Here is a 16,144-nt window from a genome sequence, read left to right on the forward strand (position 1 = left end):
TTCGGCCGGGCCCGGCGTCTCGCGCCGTCCGTCGTCCGTCTCCGGTCACCAGGTGACCGGGAGGGCCTCGGGGCCGCGGATCAGGGCCCCGCGCTGCCAGCGGAGCCGGTCCGGGGGCAGGGCGAGCCGCAGGTCGGGGAAGCGGGTCCACAGGGAGTCGACCAGGACCTCGGCCTCGATGCGGGCGAGGGCGGCGCCGGGGCACTGGTGGGGGCCGTGTCCGAAGGCGACGTGCGGGTTGTAGGGGCGGTCGAAGTCGAGGCGTTCGGGGTCGGCGAAGACGGCGGGGTCGCGGTTGGCCGTCAGGTAGGAGACGTAGACCGGGTCGCCGGCCGGGATGGTGACCCCGCCGACCTCGACGTCCTCCAGGGCGATCCGGGAGAGGCCGACGGCGTTGCGGTGCGGGATGTAGCGGAGCAGCTCGTCGACGGCGCGCGGGACGAGCGCGGGATCGGCGCGCAGCCGGGCCAGGTGCTCGGGGTGGGTGAGCAGCGCGTAGACCATGCCGGCGCTGTTGCCGCGGACGGCGTGGACGCCGCCGATCTGGACGAGGACGGCCAGCCCGACGGCCTCCCGCTCGGTGAGGGTGCTGTCGTCGACGGCGTCCGCGAGGACGGCGGCGAGGGTCTCGCGGCCGGTGCCGTGGCTGCGCCCGATGAGTTCGGTGAAGTAGCGGCCCATGTCGGCCTTGGCCCGCTCGCCCTCCTTGCGGCCGGTGGTGACGGCGGAGCCGATGGTGTCGGACCAGCGGGCCATCAGCGTCTGGTCGCCCTCCGGGACGCCCATCAGGGCGCCGGCGACGGCGAGGGGGAAGGGGCGGTGGACGAGTGCCACCAGGTCGGCGGGGGCGCCGTGCTCGTCGACCCGGTCGAGGAGCCGGTCCATGACCTGCTGGGCGTGCTCCCGGAGGGCCTTCAGCGGCCGGGGGCCGAAGGCGCGGGCGACGACCCGGCGCATCCGGGTGTGGTCCGGGGGGTCGGCGAAGCCGACGGCGCCCTCCATGGGGACGAAGTGCGGGGCCACCCGGGTGATGGACCGGCCCCGGACGGCCTGCCGGCTGAAGCGGGGGTCGCCGGAGACGAGCTTGACGTCCTCGTACCGGGTGACGAGCCAGGCGTGGCCCTCGCCGTGCGGCAGCCGGACCCGGGTCACCGGGTCCTCGTGCAGCAGCCTGGCCAGCAGCGGGTCGAAGTCGAGTCCGGTGAGGTCGGGGACGGCCCAGAAGTGGGCCTGCGGGGCGTCCGCGTCGTTGGTGGTGGTCACGGGGGCACCCTTCCCCGGCGGGGCCGCCTCCGCTGCCCGGAATGAGGTGAAAGACCCCAAGGTGTGACGGGGACGAGGGCGGGGAACCTCACCCGCGCCTCTTGCCAACCCCCCGGTACCTCCGGTTTTACTGGCCGGGAACGGATCGACCGAATGATCGGTCGTCCGTTTTACGACCGTGGAGGAGTGGCGCGATGACGGAACTGCTGGACAGCGGCGAGCGGCTCGGGCGCGAGGAGCTGGCGGCCCTCCAGCTGGAGCGGCTGCGGGCGACCCTGCGGCACGCGTACGCGAACGTGGACTTCTACCGGCGCTCCTTCGACGCGGCAGGGGTGACCCCCGAGGACTGCCGTACGCTCGCGGACCTGGCGCGCTTCCCCTTCACCGCCAAGACCGACCTGCGCGACCACTATCCCTTCGGGATGTTCGCCGTCGACCAGTCCCGGATCCGGCGGATCCACGCCTCCAGCGGCACCACCGGCCGCCCCACCGTCGTCGGCTACACCGACGGCGACCTCGACCTGTGGGCGGACGTCGTCGCCCGCTCCCTGCGCGCCGCCGGAGCCCGCCCCGGGCACAAGGTGCACGTGGCGTACGGATACGGCCTGTTCACCGGCGGACTCGGCGCGCACTACGGCGCGGAGCGGCTCGGGTGCACGGTGATCCCCGCCTCGGGCGGCATGACGGCCCGGCAGGTCCAGCTCATCCAGGACTTCCGCCCCGAGATCATCATGGTGACCCCCTCCTACATGCTGACGCTCCTCGACGAGTTCGAGCGGCAGGGCGTGGACCCGCGGTCCACCTCCCTGAAGGTCGGCGTCTTCGGCGCCGAGCCCTGGACGGAGGCGATGCGGAAGGAGATCGAGGAGGCCTTCGCGATCGACGCGGTCGACATCTACGGCCTGTCGGAGGTGATCGGCCCCGGTGTGGCGCAGGAGTGCGTGGAGACCAAGGACGGCCTGCACGTCTGGGAGGACCACTTCTATCCGGAGATCGTCGACCCCTTCACGGGCGAGGTGCTGCCGGACGGCGAGGAGGGCGAGCTCGTCTTCACCTCGCTCACCAAGGAGGCCATGCCGATCGTCCGCTACCGGACGCGCGACCTGACCCGCCTGCTGCCGGGGACGGCCCGGGTGTTCCGGCGGATGGAGAAGGTCACCGGACGCAGCGACGACATGATCATCCTGCGCGGGGTGAACCTCTTCCCGACCCAGATCGAGGAGATCGTGCTCCGCACCCCGGCGGTGGCCCCGCACTTCCAGCTGCGGCTGACCCGCGAGGGCCGGCTCGACGCCCTGACCGTACGGGCCGAGGCCCGCGCGGACGCGACGTCCGAGCAGCGCGCGGAGGCCGCCCGGTCGATCGCGGCCGCGGTCAAGGACGGGATCGGGGTCTCGGTCGCGGTCGAGGTGGTCGACCCGGAGACGCTGGAGCGCTCGGTCGGGAAGATCAAGCGGATCGTGGACCTGCGGAAGACGGCGTAGCCGGGCCCCGTCGTCCGGTGGAACGCGCGTGACGACAGCCTCCCGTACGCCGGGACGGCCCGGCGGGACGACCGGCTCAGCCGGCCCGACCGGCCGCGTACCGGTCACGGAGGTCCCGCTTGAGGATCTTTCCGCTGGCGTTGCGGGGCAGCTCCGGCAGGAAGTGGACGCGCTTGGGGGCCTTGAAGGCGGCGAGGTGCGCACGGGCGTGGGCGAGGAGTTCCGCCTCGGTGACCTCGCCGCGGGGGACGACCACCGCCGTGACCGCCTCGATCCAGCGGTCGTCGGGGAGGCCGATCACGGCCACCTCGGCGACGCCCGGGTGGGTGTAGAGCGCGTCCTCCACCTGGCGTGAGGCGACCAGCACGCCCCCGGAGTTGATGACGTCCTTCACCCGGTCGACGATCGTGAGGTAGCCCTCGGCGTCGCGGACGGCGAGGTCACCGGAGCGGAACCAGCCGTCCCGGAAGGCCGCCGCCGTCTCCTCGGGCTTGCGCCAGTAGCCGTCGCAGAGCTGCGGGGAGCGGTAGACGATCTCGCCGGGGGTGCCGTCGGGCACGTCCCCGCCCTTCTCGTCGACGACCCTGGCCTCGACGTGCCGGACGGGCCGGCCGCAGGAGTCCATCCGCCCCTCGTGCTCGTCGGGGCCGAGTACGGTGGCGAGGGGGCCGATCTCGGACTGGCCGAAGCAGTTGTAGAAGCGGAGTCCGGGCAGCCGTGCGCGGAGCCCTTCCAGGACGGGGACGGGCATGATCGAGGCCCCGTAGTAGGCCTTGCGCAGGGCCGAGAGGTCGCGGTGCGCGAAGTCGGGGTGGCCGGTGAGGCCGATCCACACCGTGGGAGGGGCGAAGAGACTGTCGGCGAGACCCGCCTCGACCAGGTCGAGGAGCACGGCCGGGTCGGGGCCGTCGACGAGGGTGTTCTCGGCGCCGACCGCCAGGTAGGGCAGCAGGAAGACGTGCATCTGGGCAGAGTGGTAGAGCGGCAGCGCGTGCACCGGCCGGTCGTCCTCGTGGAGGTCCAGCGCCTCGATCGCGCTCGCGTACGCGTGGACGAGGGCGCGGTGGGACATCGCCGCCCCCTTGGGCAGGGCCGTGGTCCCCGAGGTGTAGAGCAGCTGGACGCAGTCCCGGGCGTCGCGGTCGGCGTCGTACTCCTCCGGCTCGGCGAGCGCGTCGAGGAGCGAACCGGGTGCGTCCCGCAGCGCCTTGACCGCGAACCCGTCCGGTACGCGGCCCGCGAGGGCGGGGTCGGCGAGGACCAGGGAGGCCTCGGACTGTTCCAGGAGGTACGCCAGGTCCCCGCCCGTCAGGTGCTGGTTGACGGGCACGTGGATCAGCCCCGCCCGGGAGCAGGCGAGGAACGCGATCAGGTAGGCGTCCGAGTTGTGGCCGTAGGTCGCGACCCGGGCGCCCTCCGGCAGGCTCAGCCCGTGGTGCGGCGCGCGCAGGACCGCCGCGGCCGTCGAGACGGCCGCGTCCAGCTCGGCGTACGTCCAGGTCCGGCCGGCGTGGCGGACGGCGACCCGGTCGGGGACGCGCCGGGCGCTCATGCGCAGGACGCCGTCGACGGTGCGGCTGAGGAGTCGGTCCATGCCGCGATCCTCCGCGCGCACCCGGCGGAAGGTCAAGTACCGTGCGGCCGCGCCGCACCGGCGCGGACCTCGGATACCGAACGGGATGTTGACACGGGGCCGCGCACCTGCGTGCATGGTCCAACCCGTCCTGCCCGTCCGTCCGTTGGGAGGCACCTTGCACCTCCGTACCCGCCTGAAGCAGTGGGCGCTCGCCGCGTCCGCCCTCGCCGTGGTCTCCGCCGCGCTGCCCGGCGCGGCGGTCGCAGACACCGGGGACCGGGGCCACCACCCCTCCGACCGCGGCCTGTCGGCGGTCATCCGGTACACCGAGTACGGCATCCCGCACATCGTGGCCCGCGACTACGCGAACCTCGGGTTCGGAACGGGCTGGGCCCAGGCCGCCGACCAGGTGTGCACGCTCGCCGACGGCTTCCTGACGGTGAACGGGGAACGATCCCGGCACTTCGGCGCGGACGCCGCCCCGGACGGCTCCCTCTCGTCCGCCGCAACCAACCTCTCCAGCGATCTGTACTTCCGCGGCGTGAAGGACGCCGGGACCGTGGAGGCACTGCTCGCGACCCCCGCGCCGGCCGGCCCGAGCCGGGACCTGAAGGAGCTCATGCGGGGCTGGGCGGCCGGGTACAACGCCTGGCTGCGCAAGAACCGCGTCTCGGATCCGGCCTGCGCCGGGGCGGACTGGGTCCGCCCGGTGACCGCCCTCGACGTGGCCCGGCGCGGCTTCGCCGTCTCGGTGCTCGGCGGCCAGGGCCGTGCCGTCGACGGCATCACCGCCGCCGCTCCGCCGGCCGCCACCGCCGCCGGCCGGGCCGGCGCCTCCGGACCGGTCCCCGATCCGGAGCGGGCGGCGGAGGCCGCCCGGGAACTCTTCGCCGCCGAGAACGCCACGATGGGCTCCAACGCCGTCGCCTTCTCGGGGGACGCCACCGCGAACGGGCGGGGACTGCTCCTCGGCAACCCGCACTACCCGTGGCAGGGCGGCCGCCGGTTCTGGCAGTCGCAGCAGACCATCCCCGGCGAACTGAACGTCTCGGGCGCCTCCCTCCTGGGCACGACCGTCGTCAACATCGGCTTCAACGACAAGGTGGCCTGGAGCCACACGGTGGCCACCGGCGTCCCGCTCAACCTGCACCAGCTGACGCTCGTCCCGGGCGACCCGACGGCGTACCTCGTGGACGGGCGGCCGGAGCGGATGACCCCGCGCCGGGTGACCGTCCCGGTCAGGGGCGCGGCCCCGGTCACCCGGACCCAGTGGTGGACCCGGTACGGCCCGGTCGTCGGCGGCCTCGGCACGCAGCTCCCGCTGCCGTGGACGGCGGGCACGGCGTACGCGCTGAACGACCCCAACGCGAGCAACCTGCGCGGCTCCGACACGGCGCTCGGGTTCGGCCGGGCACGCTCCACCGCGGACGTCGCCGAGACCCTGCGGCGCACACAGGGGCTGCCCTGGGTCAACACGATCGCGGCGGACTCCGCGGGCCACTCCTTCTTCAGCCAGTCGCAGGTCCTCCCCCGGATCACCGACGAGCTCGCGGCCCGCTGCTCGACGCCGCTCGGCCGGGCCACGTACCCCGCCTCGGGGGTCGCGGTGCTCGACGGCGCGCGGTCGGACTGCGCGCTCGGCTCGGACCCGGACGCGGTGCAGCCGGGGGTCTTCGGTCCGGCGAGGATGCCGGTGCTCCGGGACACCCCGTACGTGGCGAACTCCAACGACAGCGCCTGGCTGACCAACGCGGAGCGGCCCCTCGCGGGCTACGAGCGGATCTTCGGCACGATCGGCACCCCGCGCTCGCTGCGCACGAGGGGCGGGATCGAGGACGTGGCCGCGATGGCCGCGCGGGGCGACCTGACGGTGTCCGACCTCCAGCGCCAGCAGTTCGCCAACCGCGCCCCGGCCGGCGACCTGGCGGCGGCGGACGCCGCGCGGGCCTGCGAGACGGCGCTGCCGGGCGACCCCGAGGCCTGCCGGGTGATCGGGGCCTGGGACCGGACGGTGAACACGGACAGCCGGGGCGCGCTGCTCTTCGACCGGTTCTGGCGGAAGTTCACGGCCACGGTGCCGACGGCCCGGCAGTGGAAGGTGCCGTTCTCTCCGGCGGATCCGGTCCGCACCCCGAACACCCTCGACACGGACGCCCCGGGCTTCGCGAAGGCCCTGGCGGACGCGGTGGCGGAGCTGCGGGCGGCGGGGATCGCGCTGGACGCGCCGCTGGGCGCCCACCAGTTCGTGGTGCGGAACGGGACGCGCATCCCGGTGAGCGGCGGCACCGAGTCGCTGGGCGTCTGGAACAAGACGGAGCCGGTGTGGAACCCGTCGGGCGGCGGCTACACGGAGGTCGCGCACGGGACCAGTCACGTACAGGCGGTCGGCTGGGACGGCGGCCGGTGCCCGGTGGCCCGCACTCTGCTCTCGTACGCGCAGTCGTCGGACCCGACGTCGCCGCACTACAGCGACCAGACGCGGCTGTACGCGGGCGGGCGCTGGGTGACCTCCCGGTTCTGCGAGAAGGACATCCTGCGCTCGCCCGCGCTGCGGGTCGTGGTCGTCAGGGGCTGAACGACAGGAACACGAAGGCGGCGAAGATCGAGAGGTGGACGCCGCCCTGGAGGAGAGTGGCCCGTCCGGGCACCACGGTCAGGGCGCTCACCACTCCGGTGAGGACGAGCAGGACCATGTGGAGCGGACCCAGGCCCAGGACCAGGGGCCCGGACAGCCAGATCGAGGCGAGCGCGATCGCCGGAATCGTCAGGCCGATGCTGGCGATCGCGGAGCCGTAGGCGAGGTTCAGGCTGGTCTGGACGCGGTCTCTGCGGGCCGCGCGGACGGCGGCGAGGGTCTCGGGCAGCAGCACCATCAGGGCGATGACGACACCGACGACCGCCTTGGGCAGGCCGGCCGACTGGACGCCGTCCTCGATCGTCGGGGAGATCACCTTGGCGTTGCCGACGACGGCGACGAGGGCGACCACGAGCAGCCCGAGGCTGGTCCAGGCGTCGCGCCGGGTCGGCGGGTCCGCGTGGTCGTCCTCCGTATCGTGGCCGGGACGCGGGACGGGCAGGAAGTAATCCCGGTGACGGACCGTCTGGACACCGACGAAGACGCCGTACAGGCAGAGGGAGGCGACGGCGGCGAAGGCGAGCTGGACACCGGAGAACTCGGGACCGGGGTGGCTGGTGGTGAAGGTGGGCAGGACGAGCGTCATCGTGGCCAGGGTGCAGACGGTGGCCAGTGCGCCTCCGGACCCCTCGGCGTTGAACACGGCGATCCGGTTGCGGAGCGCGGCCACGAGGAGCGAGAGGCCGACGATGCCGTTGCAGGTGATCATGACGGCGGCGAACACGGTGTCCCGCGCGTAGGTCGACGTCTTCTCGCCGCCTCCCACCATCAGCGAGACGATGAGCCCGACCTCGATGACGGTGACGGCCACCGCGAGGACGAGCGAGCCGTACGGTTCGCCCACCCGGTGGGCGATGACCTCGGCGTGGTGGACCGCGGCGAGCACGGCGGCGATGAGGCAGAGCGCGATGAACCCGACGGCGAATCCCGGGAGGTCGCGCCCCCAGGCCCCGACAAGCGCAAGTGCGGCCACCACCGGCCCCCAGGTGGTCCACTGCCGTGTCAATGACGCCGTGCTCGAACTCATGATCCGCATCCTGCCACAAAGGGGGCTTTCGCCCGGTTCGGTCATTCCAGGGGGTCGCTGAGGCCGCGCTCGTACGCGGTGAGGGTCTCGAGGAACATCCGCCGCTGCGCCGCGTCGAGCGGCGCGAGGGCGGAGCGCCAGGCGTCGGCGCTGCGGCCGAGCCAGCCGTCGATGGCGGCGGCGTGCGCCGGCGCGATGGAGACGATCTTGCGCCTGCGGTCGGCGGGGTCCTCGACCCGTTCCAGTACGCCCTTCTTCGCCAGGTCGCCCACCATGAGACTCACGGTCGTCGGGGCGATCTCCAGGCGGGCGGCGAGCTCGTTGACGCTCAGCGACCCGTCGAAGAGGAGATAGGCGAGCAGGGACAGGTGACGGGGCGCGAGCGTGAGCGTCTGCAGTTCCTCGGGAATCCTGATGCGCTTCGCCCGCGAGACCATCCGAGGCATGAGCAGCAGCAAGGTGCGCACGGCCTCGTCGAGTTCCGGCCCGGCGGCGGCCTCGTCCCCCTCGTGTGCGGTTGACACCGTGCACCCTCCCTTTTAGCTTTGCTTTCAAAGCAAATAGATCCTTAGGAATCGATGCTACCGGAAGGCACAGCCATGCCTGATCTCAACCGACAGGTCATCGAGGAGTTCCGCGCCGACGGCGGCCGGGTGGGCGGGATGTTCGAGGGCGCGGCCCTGCTCCTGCTCACCACCACGGGCGCCCGCAGCGGACGGCCGCACACCAACCCGGCCGTGTACGCGCGCGACGGGGAGCGGCTGCTCGTCTTCGCGTCGAACGCCGGCGGGCCGAAGCACCCCGCCTGGTTCCACAACCTCACTGCCCACCCGTACGTGACCGTCGAGATCGGCACGCCGGAGGGGACCGTCGAGCGCTTCGGGGCGACGGCGGTGGTGACGGAGGGCGGGGAGCGGGACCGGCTGTACGCGGAGCAGGCCGCCCGCGACCCCGGCTTCGCCGCCTACCAGGCCGCCACGGACCGGATCATCCCGGTCGTCGCCCTGCACCGGGTGGACCTCGGGGACCCGGCCCGGCACCGGGCCATCGCCGACCGCCTGGTCACGGTCCACGCCGAGCTGCGGGCCGAACTGCTGTCACTGCGGGAGGAGCTGGACTCCGCCGCGGCGGAGGCGGGGAGCCCGGCGGCGCGCGCGGCCTCGGTGGTACGGAGCACCCCGGCGCTCGGCGGGCAGCTCGCCCGCCACTGCCTGGCGTTCTGCGGCGCGCTGCACGCCCACCACCACAACGAGGACAGCGCCTTCGACCTCCTGGAGGGCGAGTTCCCCGAGCTGTCCGGGGCGTTGGACCGGATGCGCGAGGAGCACCGGGTGGTCGCCCGCACGGTGGAGGAGCTGGAGGCACTCCTCGCCTCGGACGCCGCTCCCGCGACCCTCCGGGCGGAGGTGGACCGGCTCGCGGCCCGGCTGGAGGAGCACTTCGCCCACGAGGAGGCGCAACTGGTGCCGGTGCTGACCCGTACGGGGCCGGTTGCTCGCCCGTAAGTCCGCGGGCGGCGGGCCCGTTCCTCGCCCGTAGGCTCGCGAGGCGGCAGGCCCGGCCCGGCGCCGGGGGCGGGTGCTACCGGGTGCGGAAGCCGCGGAAGGTCACCGGGCGGCGCGTCACGAAGCCCAGCTTCCCGTACAGCGCGATCGCCCCGGTGTTGGCCTCGGCGACGTGGAGGAAGACCCCCTCGCCCCGCGCCTCGACGCGCGCCGCGAGCGCGCCCACCAGGCGGGCCGCGTGACCCCGGCCCCGGGCCTCGGGCGCGGTGCAGACCGCGCTGATCTCGGTCCACCCCGGGGGCCGGAGCCGCTCGCCGGCCATGGCCACGAGCTCGCCCTTCTCCCGGATGCCGAGATAGGTGCCGAGCTCGGGTGTGCGGGACCAGAACGGTCCGGGCCTGGTGCGTTCGACGAGTTCCAGCATCTCGGGCACGTCGTCCGCGCCGAGTTCGACCACGGGTCCGTCCGCCTCGTCGCCCGGGGACAGGGCGTCGGCGCCCTCCGGCCGGATCATCTGGCGGCCCTCCAGGACGAAGACCGGCTCCCAGTCCGACGGCGGGAGGACCGGGCAGCTGAACAGGTCGGCGAACGCGTCCCGGCCGAGGAGTTCCACGAGGTCGGCCCAACGCGCCGGATCCGGGTCCGCGGACACGGCGGCGAAGGTCGAGACGTCCGGCAGATAGGTCGCGGCCCCGCCGACGCGGCGGGCGAGGTGCGCGTGCGGGCCCCGCAGGGACTCCCCCACGGGGTCGTCAAGGACGAAGGGATCGCGATCCGCCATCGTGGGGTGCCTCTCGAACTCCGTGCCGACCAGGGCGGCGGCCACCGCGGGGGACGCCTCGGGCACGAAGTCTAGGGGTGTCCTGCCGATCTTGCCGAGCCCGGCCCGATCGGCAGGACACCACCCGGGCCGCACGGTCCGGCGGCCCGGGGCCGGGTCGGGTGCCGCTCCGCGGCGTACCAGGGCACGGCGTCGCGGGACGGACGGGAGGTCGACGACAGGTCCTGGGTGTCTCGCCGGTCGGGCCGGGCTCGCGGGGTCCGGCCCGACCGGCAGGACACCCCTAGAGCGGGCGTTCCCGGCCCTCCCAGTACGGGTCGCGCAGGCGGCGCTTGTAGAGCTTTCCGTTGGGGTCCCGCGGCATGGTCGCGACGAAGTCCACCGACTTCGGGCGCTTGAAGCCGGCGAGGCGGTCGGCGCAGTGGGCCAGGATCTCCTCGGCGAGCGCCGCGCCGGGCTCGTGCCCCTCGGCCGCCTCGACGACCGCCTTGACCTCCTCGCCCCAGTCGGGGTGCGGGATGCCGAAGGCGGCGGCGTCGGCGACGGCGGGATGGGCGAGGAGGGCGGCCTCGATCTCGGCGGGGTAGATGTTGACCCCGCCGGAGATGATCATGTCGATCTTCCGGTCGCGCAGGAAGAGGTAGCCGTCCTCGTCGAGGAGGCCGAGGTCCCCGACGGTGAAGAAGTCGCCGATGCGGTTCTTCGCGGTCTTCGCCTCGTCCTTGTGGTACTGGAACCCGCCGGTGTTCATCTTCAGGTAGACGGTGCCGAGTTCGCCGGGCGGCAGCCGGACGCCGTCGTCGTCGAAGACGGCGAGTTCGCTGATGGGCCAGGCCCGGCCGACCGTGCCGGGCTTCTTCAGCCACTCCTCGGCGGTCGCGAAGGCACCGCCGCCCTCGCTCGCGGCGTAGTACTCCTCCACGCACCGCCCCCACCAGTCGATCATGGCCCGCTTGACGTGCTCGGGGCACGGCGCGGCGCCGTGGATGGCGTGCCGCATCGAGGAGACGTCGTAGCGGTTCCGCACCTCCTCGGGCAGCGCGAGCAGGCGGTGGAACTGGGTGGGGACCATGTGCGTGTGGGTGCAGGCGTGGCGGTCGATCAGACGGAGCATCTCCTCCGGCGTCCACCGGTCCATGAGGACCAGGGGGTGCCCGATGTGCAGGGCCGCGGCGGCGAACTGGAGCACCGCCGTGTGGTAGAGCGGCGAGCAGACGAGGTGGACGTTCCCGTCGGCCGGCCGGATGCCGAAGATGCCGAGGAAGCCGCCGAGGTGGGTCTCCTCGGGGAGCCTCCCGGGGAGGGGGCGGCGGATGCCGCGGGGCCGTCCGGTGGTGCCGGAGGTGTAGTTCATGACCCAGCCGAGGGTGCGGTCGGCGGGCGGCGCCTCGTCCTGGCCGTCGAGCAGTTCGGCGTACGGGCGGAAGCCCGGGATCGCGCCGACGGCGTAGCGGTGGGTGGAGGGGAGCCCGGCCTCGTCGGCGGCGAGGGTCACGGCCTCGGAGAACCGCTCGTGGGCGACGAGGACCTTGGCACCGGAGTCGGCGACGATCCAGGCGGTCTCGGGGGCGACGAAGTGGTGGTTGACCGGGACGAGGTAGAACCCGGCCTGACCGGCCGCGAGATGGGCGGTGAGGAACTCCGGGCCGTTGGGCAGGACGACGGCGAACGCGTCCCCGCGCTCCAGGCCCGCCGCCCGCAGGCCGTGGACCAGCCGGTTGGCCTCGGCATGGAGCCGGCCCGCGGTCCACTCCTCGCCGTCGGGCGCGACGAGGACCGTGCGGCCGGGGTCGGCGGTGGCCTGCGCCCAGAATCCGGTGGCTGCGGCTGACTGGCTCATGACTCGCTCCGTCCGGCGATGCGGTTGACGCGTTCGACGGCCTTCTCGAAGCCGCGGGTGAGCTCGTCCACGACCTGCTGGACGCTGCGCTCGGAGTTCATCCGGCCGACGATCTGGCCGACGGGGGTGCCGAGGAGGGGTTCCACCTCGTACCGCTGGATACGGGAGACGGCCTCGGCGACGAGCAGCCCCTGCAGCGGCATGGGGAGCGGGCCGGGCCCCGCCGGGTCGTCCCAGGCGTCGGTCCATTCGGTGCGGAGCTGACGGGCCGGCTTCCCCGTCAGCGCGCGGGAGCGGACGGTGTCGCCGGATCCGGCGGCGAGGAGTTTGGCGGTGAGGGCCCGGGAGTGCAGTTCGGCCTCGGTGGTGGTGAGCCAGATCGAGCCGAGCCAGACGCCCTGGGCTCCGAGGGCGAGGCCGGCGGCGATCTGCTCGCCGCTGCCGATGCCGCCGGCGGCGAGGACCGGCAGCGGGGACACGGCGTCGACGACCTCGGGGGTGAGCACCATGGAGGCGATATCCCCGGTGTGGCCGCCGGCCTCGTAGCCCTGGGCGACGACGACGTCGATGCCGGCGTCGGCGTGGTGCCGGGCGTGCCGGGCGCTGCCGGCGAGGGCGGCGACGAGGACGCCGTGGTCGTGGGCGCGGGCGACGACGTCGGGGGGCGGGGAGCCGAGGGCGTTGGCGAGGAGTCGGATCGGGTAGTCGAAGGCGACGTCGAGCTGGTTGCGGGCGACCTGCTCCATCCAGCCGGTGATGCGCCAGCCGGACTCCTCGCCCTCGGCGAGTTCGGGAACCCCGTGCTTGGCGAGCGTGGCCCGGACGAAGGCCCGGTGCTCCTCCGGGATCATGGCTTCGACCTCGGCCTCCGTGACTCCTTCGACCTTCTTGGCCGGCATCACGACGTCGAGGCCGTAGGGCAGGCCGTCGGTGTGCTCCTGCATCCAGTCGAGGTCGCGGGCGAGGTCGTCGGGGGCGGTGTAGCGGACCGCGCCGAGGACGCCGAACCCGCCGGCTCTGGTCAGTGCGGCGGCCACGGCGGGGAAGGGCGTGAAGCCGAAGATGGCGTGCTCGATCCCCAGGGTGCGACTCAGCTCCGTCTTCATGGGCGGCAGGATGCCGCAGCGGCGCGACGGAGGGAAGAGATTTTCTGATGGATCGTCAGATTCTTAGCGGCGCCGCACGCTTCCGCCGTCGCCCCCGACTCCGGTAGGAAAGTTTCAGATCTTTCCGGCGTGGCTGAAGTTTTCTTTCAAGGGACGGTGGGAGAGGGTGGACATGACGGAGGAGTCCGGGTGGGACCGGGGCCCGAGCCGCCGGGCGTTCGGCGGCGGAGTCCTCGCCCTGGGAGGTGCGCTGGTGATCGGATCGATCCCGGGGGCCGCGGCCGCCTCGCCGGAACCGGGTCCCGGACCGGCACGCGGGGACGCGGCCCGCGGGGGTGCCGCCGGCGCGCGCCGGACCACCCTGCGGCGCGGGTCGGCCGCACGGGCGGGACTGCTGCCGGAGCACCTGGACCGGCTGGTCGCGGACGCCGAGGCCTTCCTCGGCCCCTCCCCCGTCCACCCCTGGTACGCGGGGGCCGTGCTGCTCGCCGGCCGGGGCGGGACGGTGGCCCTGCACCGGCCGATCGGCATGGCCGTGCGGTACGCGGCGTACGACGAGAGGACCGACACCGGCGTGGAACTGCCGGTGGACGAACAGGTCCCGATGGCGGAGGACACCGTCTTCGACCTGGCGTCGGTCTCGAAGCTCTTCACCTCGATCCTCGCCGTGCAGCAGATCGAGCGCGGCACGCTGGAGCTGGAGGCGCGGGTCACCGCGTACCTCCCCGAGTTCGGCGGCGGAGGCAAGCAGGACGTCACGGTCCGTCAGCTCCTCACCCACACCTCGGGGTTCCGGGCCTGGATCCCGCTGTACGAGGCGCCGACGCGGGAGGGGAAGCTGCGGCTGATCTGGGACGAGGTGCCCGCGAACCCGCCGGGTTCGGCGTACCTCTACTCGGATCTGAATCTGATCACGCTCCAGCTGATCCTGGAGGAGGTCACGGGTCGCGGTCTGGACTCCCTGCTCCACGACGAGATCACCGCTCCGCTCGGGATGCACCGCACGCGCTTCAACCCACCGCTCTCCTGGCGGCCCGGGATCGCCGCGACCGAGGACGCCCGCCCGCCCTGGTCCGGTCTCGACCGCGGCATGGTGCGGGGCGAGGTGCACGACGAGAACGCCCACAGCCTGGGCGGGGTGGCGGGCCACGCCGGGGTCTTCTCCCGCGCCTGGGACCTCGCGATCCTCGCCCGCGCCCTCCTCAACGGGGGCGCGTACGGCCGGGCCCGCATCCTCTCCGCCGCCTCGGTGGAGCTGATGTTCACCGACTTCAACACCGGGTTCCCGGGCGACGAGCACGGCCTGGGCTTCGAGCTCTACCAGCACTGGTACATGGGCGCGATGGCCACCCCCCGGACGGCCGGTCACACCGGCTTCACCGGCACCAGCCTGGTCCTCGACCCGACCACCGACACCTTCCTGATCGTCCTGGGCAACTCCGTGCACCCGGTGCGCTCCTGGCGCTCGGGGTCCGCACCCCGCGTCGCCGCGGCGAACCAGCTGGCCCGCGCCGTCCCCGTCCGCCCCGACCGGGGCCGCGCCTCCTGGTTCTCCGGCATGGCGAGCGCCGCGACCGCCACGCTGACCCTCCCGCCCGTGCCGGGCGCCGCCCGCCTGGAGTGCGCGCTGTGGTGGGACACCGAGCCGGGCACCGACCCGGTGGTCCTGGAGGCCTCGGCCGACGGCGGCACCACCTGGCGGCCGGTGCCCTTCACCGCGGACGGCCGCACCGGGCACCCGACGGGCGCCGCGAGCGGCTGGTCGGGGCGCGTCTGGCACACGGTGTCCGCCGCGCTGACCGGGCCCCCGTCCCCGCTGCGCTGGCGGTACACGACGGACCAGCGGTACGTGGGGCGGGGCGTGTACGTGGACCGCTTGCGGCTCCTCGACGCCGCGGGACGCCCCGTGTTCGACGAGGCGCGACCGGCGGACGGAGCCCGGATCGCGGCGGACGGCTGGACCAGGTCCGCCGACTGACCCCGGCGGGTCCCTCCGTCAGACGCCGGGACCCGACGCCTCGCCCAGGGCGGTCAGCACCGGGCTGATCAGCGGATGGTCCTCCGCGCCCCGGCGGACGGCGGCGAAGACCCTCCGGGTCGGGACGACGCCCTCGATCGGGCGGACCTCCACACCCGCGAGCTCCATGCCGCGCAGCGCCGACCGCGGGACGAGCGCCACCCCGGCCGACGCGGCCGCGAGGGCGACGACGGCCCGGAAGTCGTCGGACGAGTGCTCCGGATTCAGCGTGAACCCGGCGTACTCGCAGGCCAGGACGGTGACGTCGTGGCAGGGGTTGCCCGCGGACTGGCCGATCCAGGCGTCCTTCGCGAGGTCGCCCAGCGCGACCCGCTCCCCCGCCGCCAGCCGATGGCCCGGCGGCAGGACCGCGTCGAAGGGCTCCGCGTAGAGCGGGACGCGGGTGAGGCGGGCGTCGTCCTCGCCCGGCGCGCCCCGGTACTCGACCGCGACGGCCACGTCGACCTGCCGGTCGAGGACCATCATCAGGCTCTCGTCGCCCTCGGCGTCCCGCACCCGGACCCGGATCCCGGGGGCCGTGCCGGCCAGGGCCCTGATGGCCGGGGCCACCACGAGCCCGATGCCGGTGGCGAAGGCGGCCACCGTGACCGTGCCGGCCTCGCCGGAGCCGTACGCGGCCAGCTCCGACTCGGCGCGCTCCAGCTGGGCCAGGACGGCGTTGGCGTGGCTCAGCAGGATCTCGCCCGCCGGGGTGAGGCGGGCGCCGCGGGCGCTGCGGTCGACCAGGCGGTGGCCGGTCTCCTGCTCCAGGGCGGCGAGCTGCTGGGACACGGCGGAGGGGGTGAGATAGAGCGCGGCGGCCGCCGCCGTGACCGTGCGGTGGTCGGCCACCGCACGGAGGATGTGCAACCGCCGCGCTTCGATCATTCCCCCAGTCTCGCAGGCCGGA

12 protein-coding genes are annotated in these 16,144 nt (G+C 73.9%); 4 read left to right on the forward strand and 8 right to left on the reverse strand.

Annotated elements, in window-relative coordinates; genetic code table 11:
• Positions 1 to 45: 45 nt before the first annotated feature.
• Positions 46 to 1,263 carry a cytochrome P450 gene (locus tag ACF09E_RS01870; protein ID WP_392203360.1) on the reverse strand — a complete coding sequence of 406 codons (1,218 nt, stop codon included), beginning with the start codon at positions 1,261 to 1,263 and terminating at the stop codon, positions 46 to 48.
• 194 nt (positions 1,264 to 1,457) lie between these two features.
• Here ACF09E_RS01870 and paaK point away from each other — a divergent pair, with 194 nt between their 5' ends.
• Entirely contained in the window at positions 1,458 to 2,747 is a 1,290-nt protein-coding gene (paaK, locus tag ACF09E_RS01875; protein ID WP_392203361.1) for a phenylacetate--CoA ligase PaaK, read from the forward strand.
• A 76-nt stretch (positions 2,748 to 2,823) separates the two neighbouring features.
• Here the strand turns inward: paaK and ACF09E_RS01880 are convergent, their stop codons facing one another.
• Complete coding sequence (locus ACF09E_RS01880) at positions 2,824 to 4,341, reverse strand: fatty acyl-CoA synthetase (RefSeq protein WP_392203362.1); 1,518 nt, start codon at positions 4,339 to 4,341, stop codon at positions 2,824 to 2,826.
• Between the two features lie 157 nt (positions 4,342 to 4,498).
• On the opposite strand from ACF09E_RS01880, the gene ACF09E_RS01885 reads away from it, so the two are divergent.
• The gene (locus ACF09E_RS01885; RefSeq protein WP_392203363.1) at positions 4,499 to 6,898 is read left to right on the forward strand and encodes a penicillin acylase family protein; all 2,400 of its coding nucleotides are present in this window, start codon (positions 4,499 to 4,501) and stop codon (positions 6,896 to 6,898) included.
• Here the strand turns inward: ACF09E_RS01885 and ACF09E_RS01890 are convergent.
• Entirely contained in the window at positions 6,888 to 7,985 is a 1,098-nt protein-coding gene (locus ACF09E_RS01890; protein ID WP_392203364.1) for a calcium:proton antiporter, read from the reverse strand. The two genes, ACF09E_RS01885 and ACF09E_RS01890, sit on opposite strands and share 11 nt — an antisense overlap.
• A 41-nt stretch (positions 7,986 to 8,026) precedes the next feature.
• Positions 8,027 to 8,431, reverse strand: coding sequence for a MarR family winged helix-turn-helix transcriptional regulator (locus ACF09E_RS01895; protein ID WP_392203846.1), 405 nt, complete (start codon positions 8,429 to 8,431; stop codon positions 8,027 to 8,029).
• Between the two features lie 153 nt (positions 8,432 to 8,584).
• Between ACF09E_RS01895 and ACF09E_RS01900 the strand changes: the two genes are divergently transcribed.
• On the forward strand, positions 8,585 to 9,490 hold the full coding sequence (locus tag ACF09E_RS01900) for a nitroreductase/quinone reductase family protein (protein ID WP_392203365.1): 906 nt from the start codon (positions 8,585 to 8,587) through the stop codon (positions 9,488 to 9,490).
• Between the two features lie 76 nt (positions 9,491 to 9,566).
• Here ACF09E_RS01900 and ACF09E_RS01905 read toward each other — a convergent pair whose 3' ends face one another.
• The 3 genes from ACF09E_RS01905 to ACF09E_RS01915 form a co-directional block, all read right to left on the reverse strand.
• The gene (locus ACF09E_RS01905; RefSeq protein WP_392203847.1) at positions 9,567 to 10,271 is read right to left on the reverse strand and encodes a GNAT family N-acetyltransferase; all 705 of its coding nucleotides are present in this window, start codon (positions 10,269 to 10,271) and stop codon (positions 9,567 to 9,569) included.
• Positions 10,272 to 10,554: 283 nt separating this feature from the next.
• Complete coding sequence (locus tag ACF09E_RS01910) at positions 10,555 to 12,111, reverse strand: acyl-CoA synthetase (RefSeq protein ID WP_392203366.1); 1,557 nt, start codon at positions 12,109 to 12,111, stop codon at positions 10,555 to 10,557.
• Positions 12,108 to 13,217 carry an NAD(P)H-dependent flavin oxidoreductase gene (locus ACF09E_RS01915; protein ID WP_392203367.1) on the reverse strand — a complete coding sequence of 370 codons (1,110 nt, stop codon included), beginning with the start codon at positions 13,215 to 13,217 and terminating at the stop codon, positions 12,108 to 12,110. Before ACF09E_RS01915 ends, ACF09E_RS01910 begins: the two co-directional genes overlap by 4 nt.
• A gap of 172 nt (positions 13,218 to 13,389) precedes the next feature.
• Between ACF09E_RS01915 and ACF09E_RS01920 the strand changes: the two genes are divergently transcribed.
• Entirely contained in the window at positions 13,390 to 15,195 is a 1,806-nt protein-coding gene (locus tag ACF09E_RS01920) for a serine hydrolase (protein ID WP_392203368.1), read from the forward strand.
• An 18-nt stretch (positions 15,196 to 15,213) separates the two neighbouring features.
• On the opposite strand, the gene ACF09E_RS01925 is transcribed toward ACF09E_RS01920, so the two are convergent.
• Positions 15,214 to 16,122 carry a LysR family transcriptional regulator gene (locus ACF09E_RS01925; protein ID WP_392203369.1) on the reverse strand — a complete coding sequence of 303 codons (909 nt, stop codon included), beginning with the start codon at positions 16,120 to 16,122 and terminating at the stop codon, positions 15,214 to 15,216.
• Positions 16,123 to 16,144: the final 22 nt, after the last annotated feature.

The sequence above is a fragment of the Streptomyces sp. NPDC014891 genome (genome assembly GCF_043081085.1).
Taxonomy (GTDB): domain Bacteria; phylum Actinomycetota; class Actinomycetes; order Streptomycetales; family Streptomycetaceae; genus Streptomyces.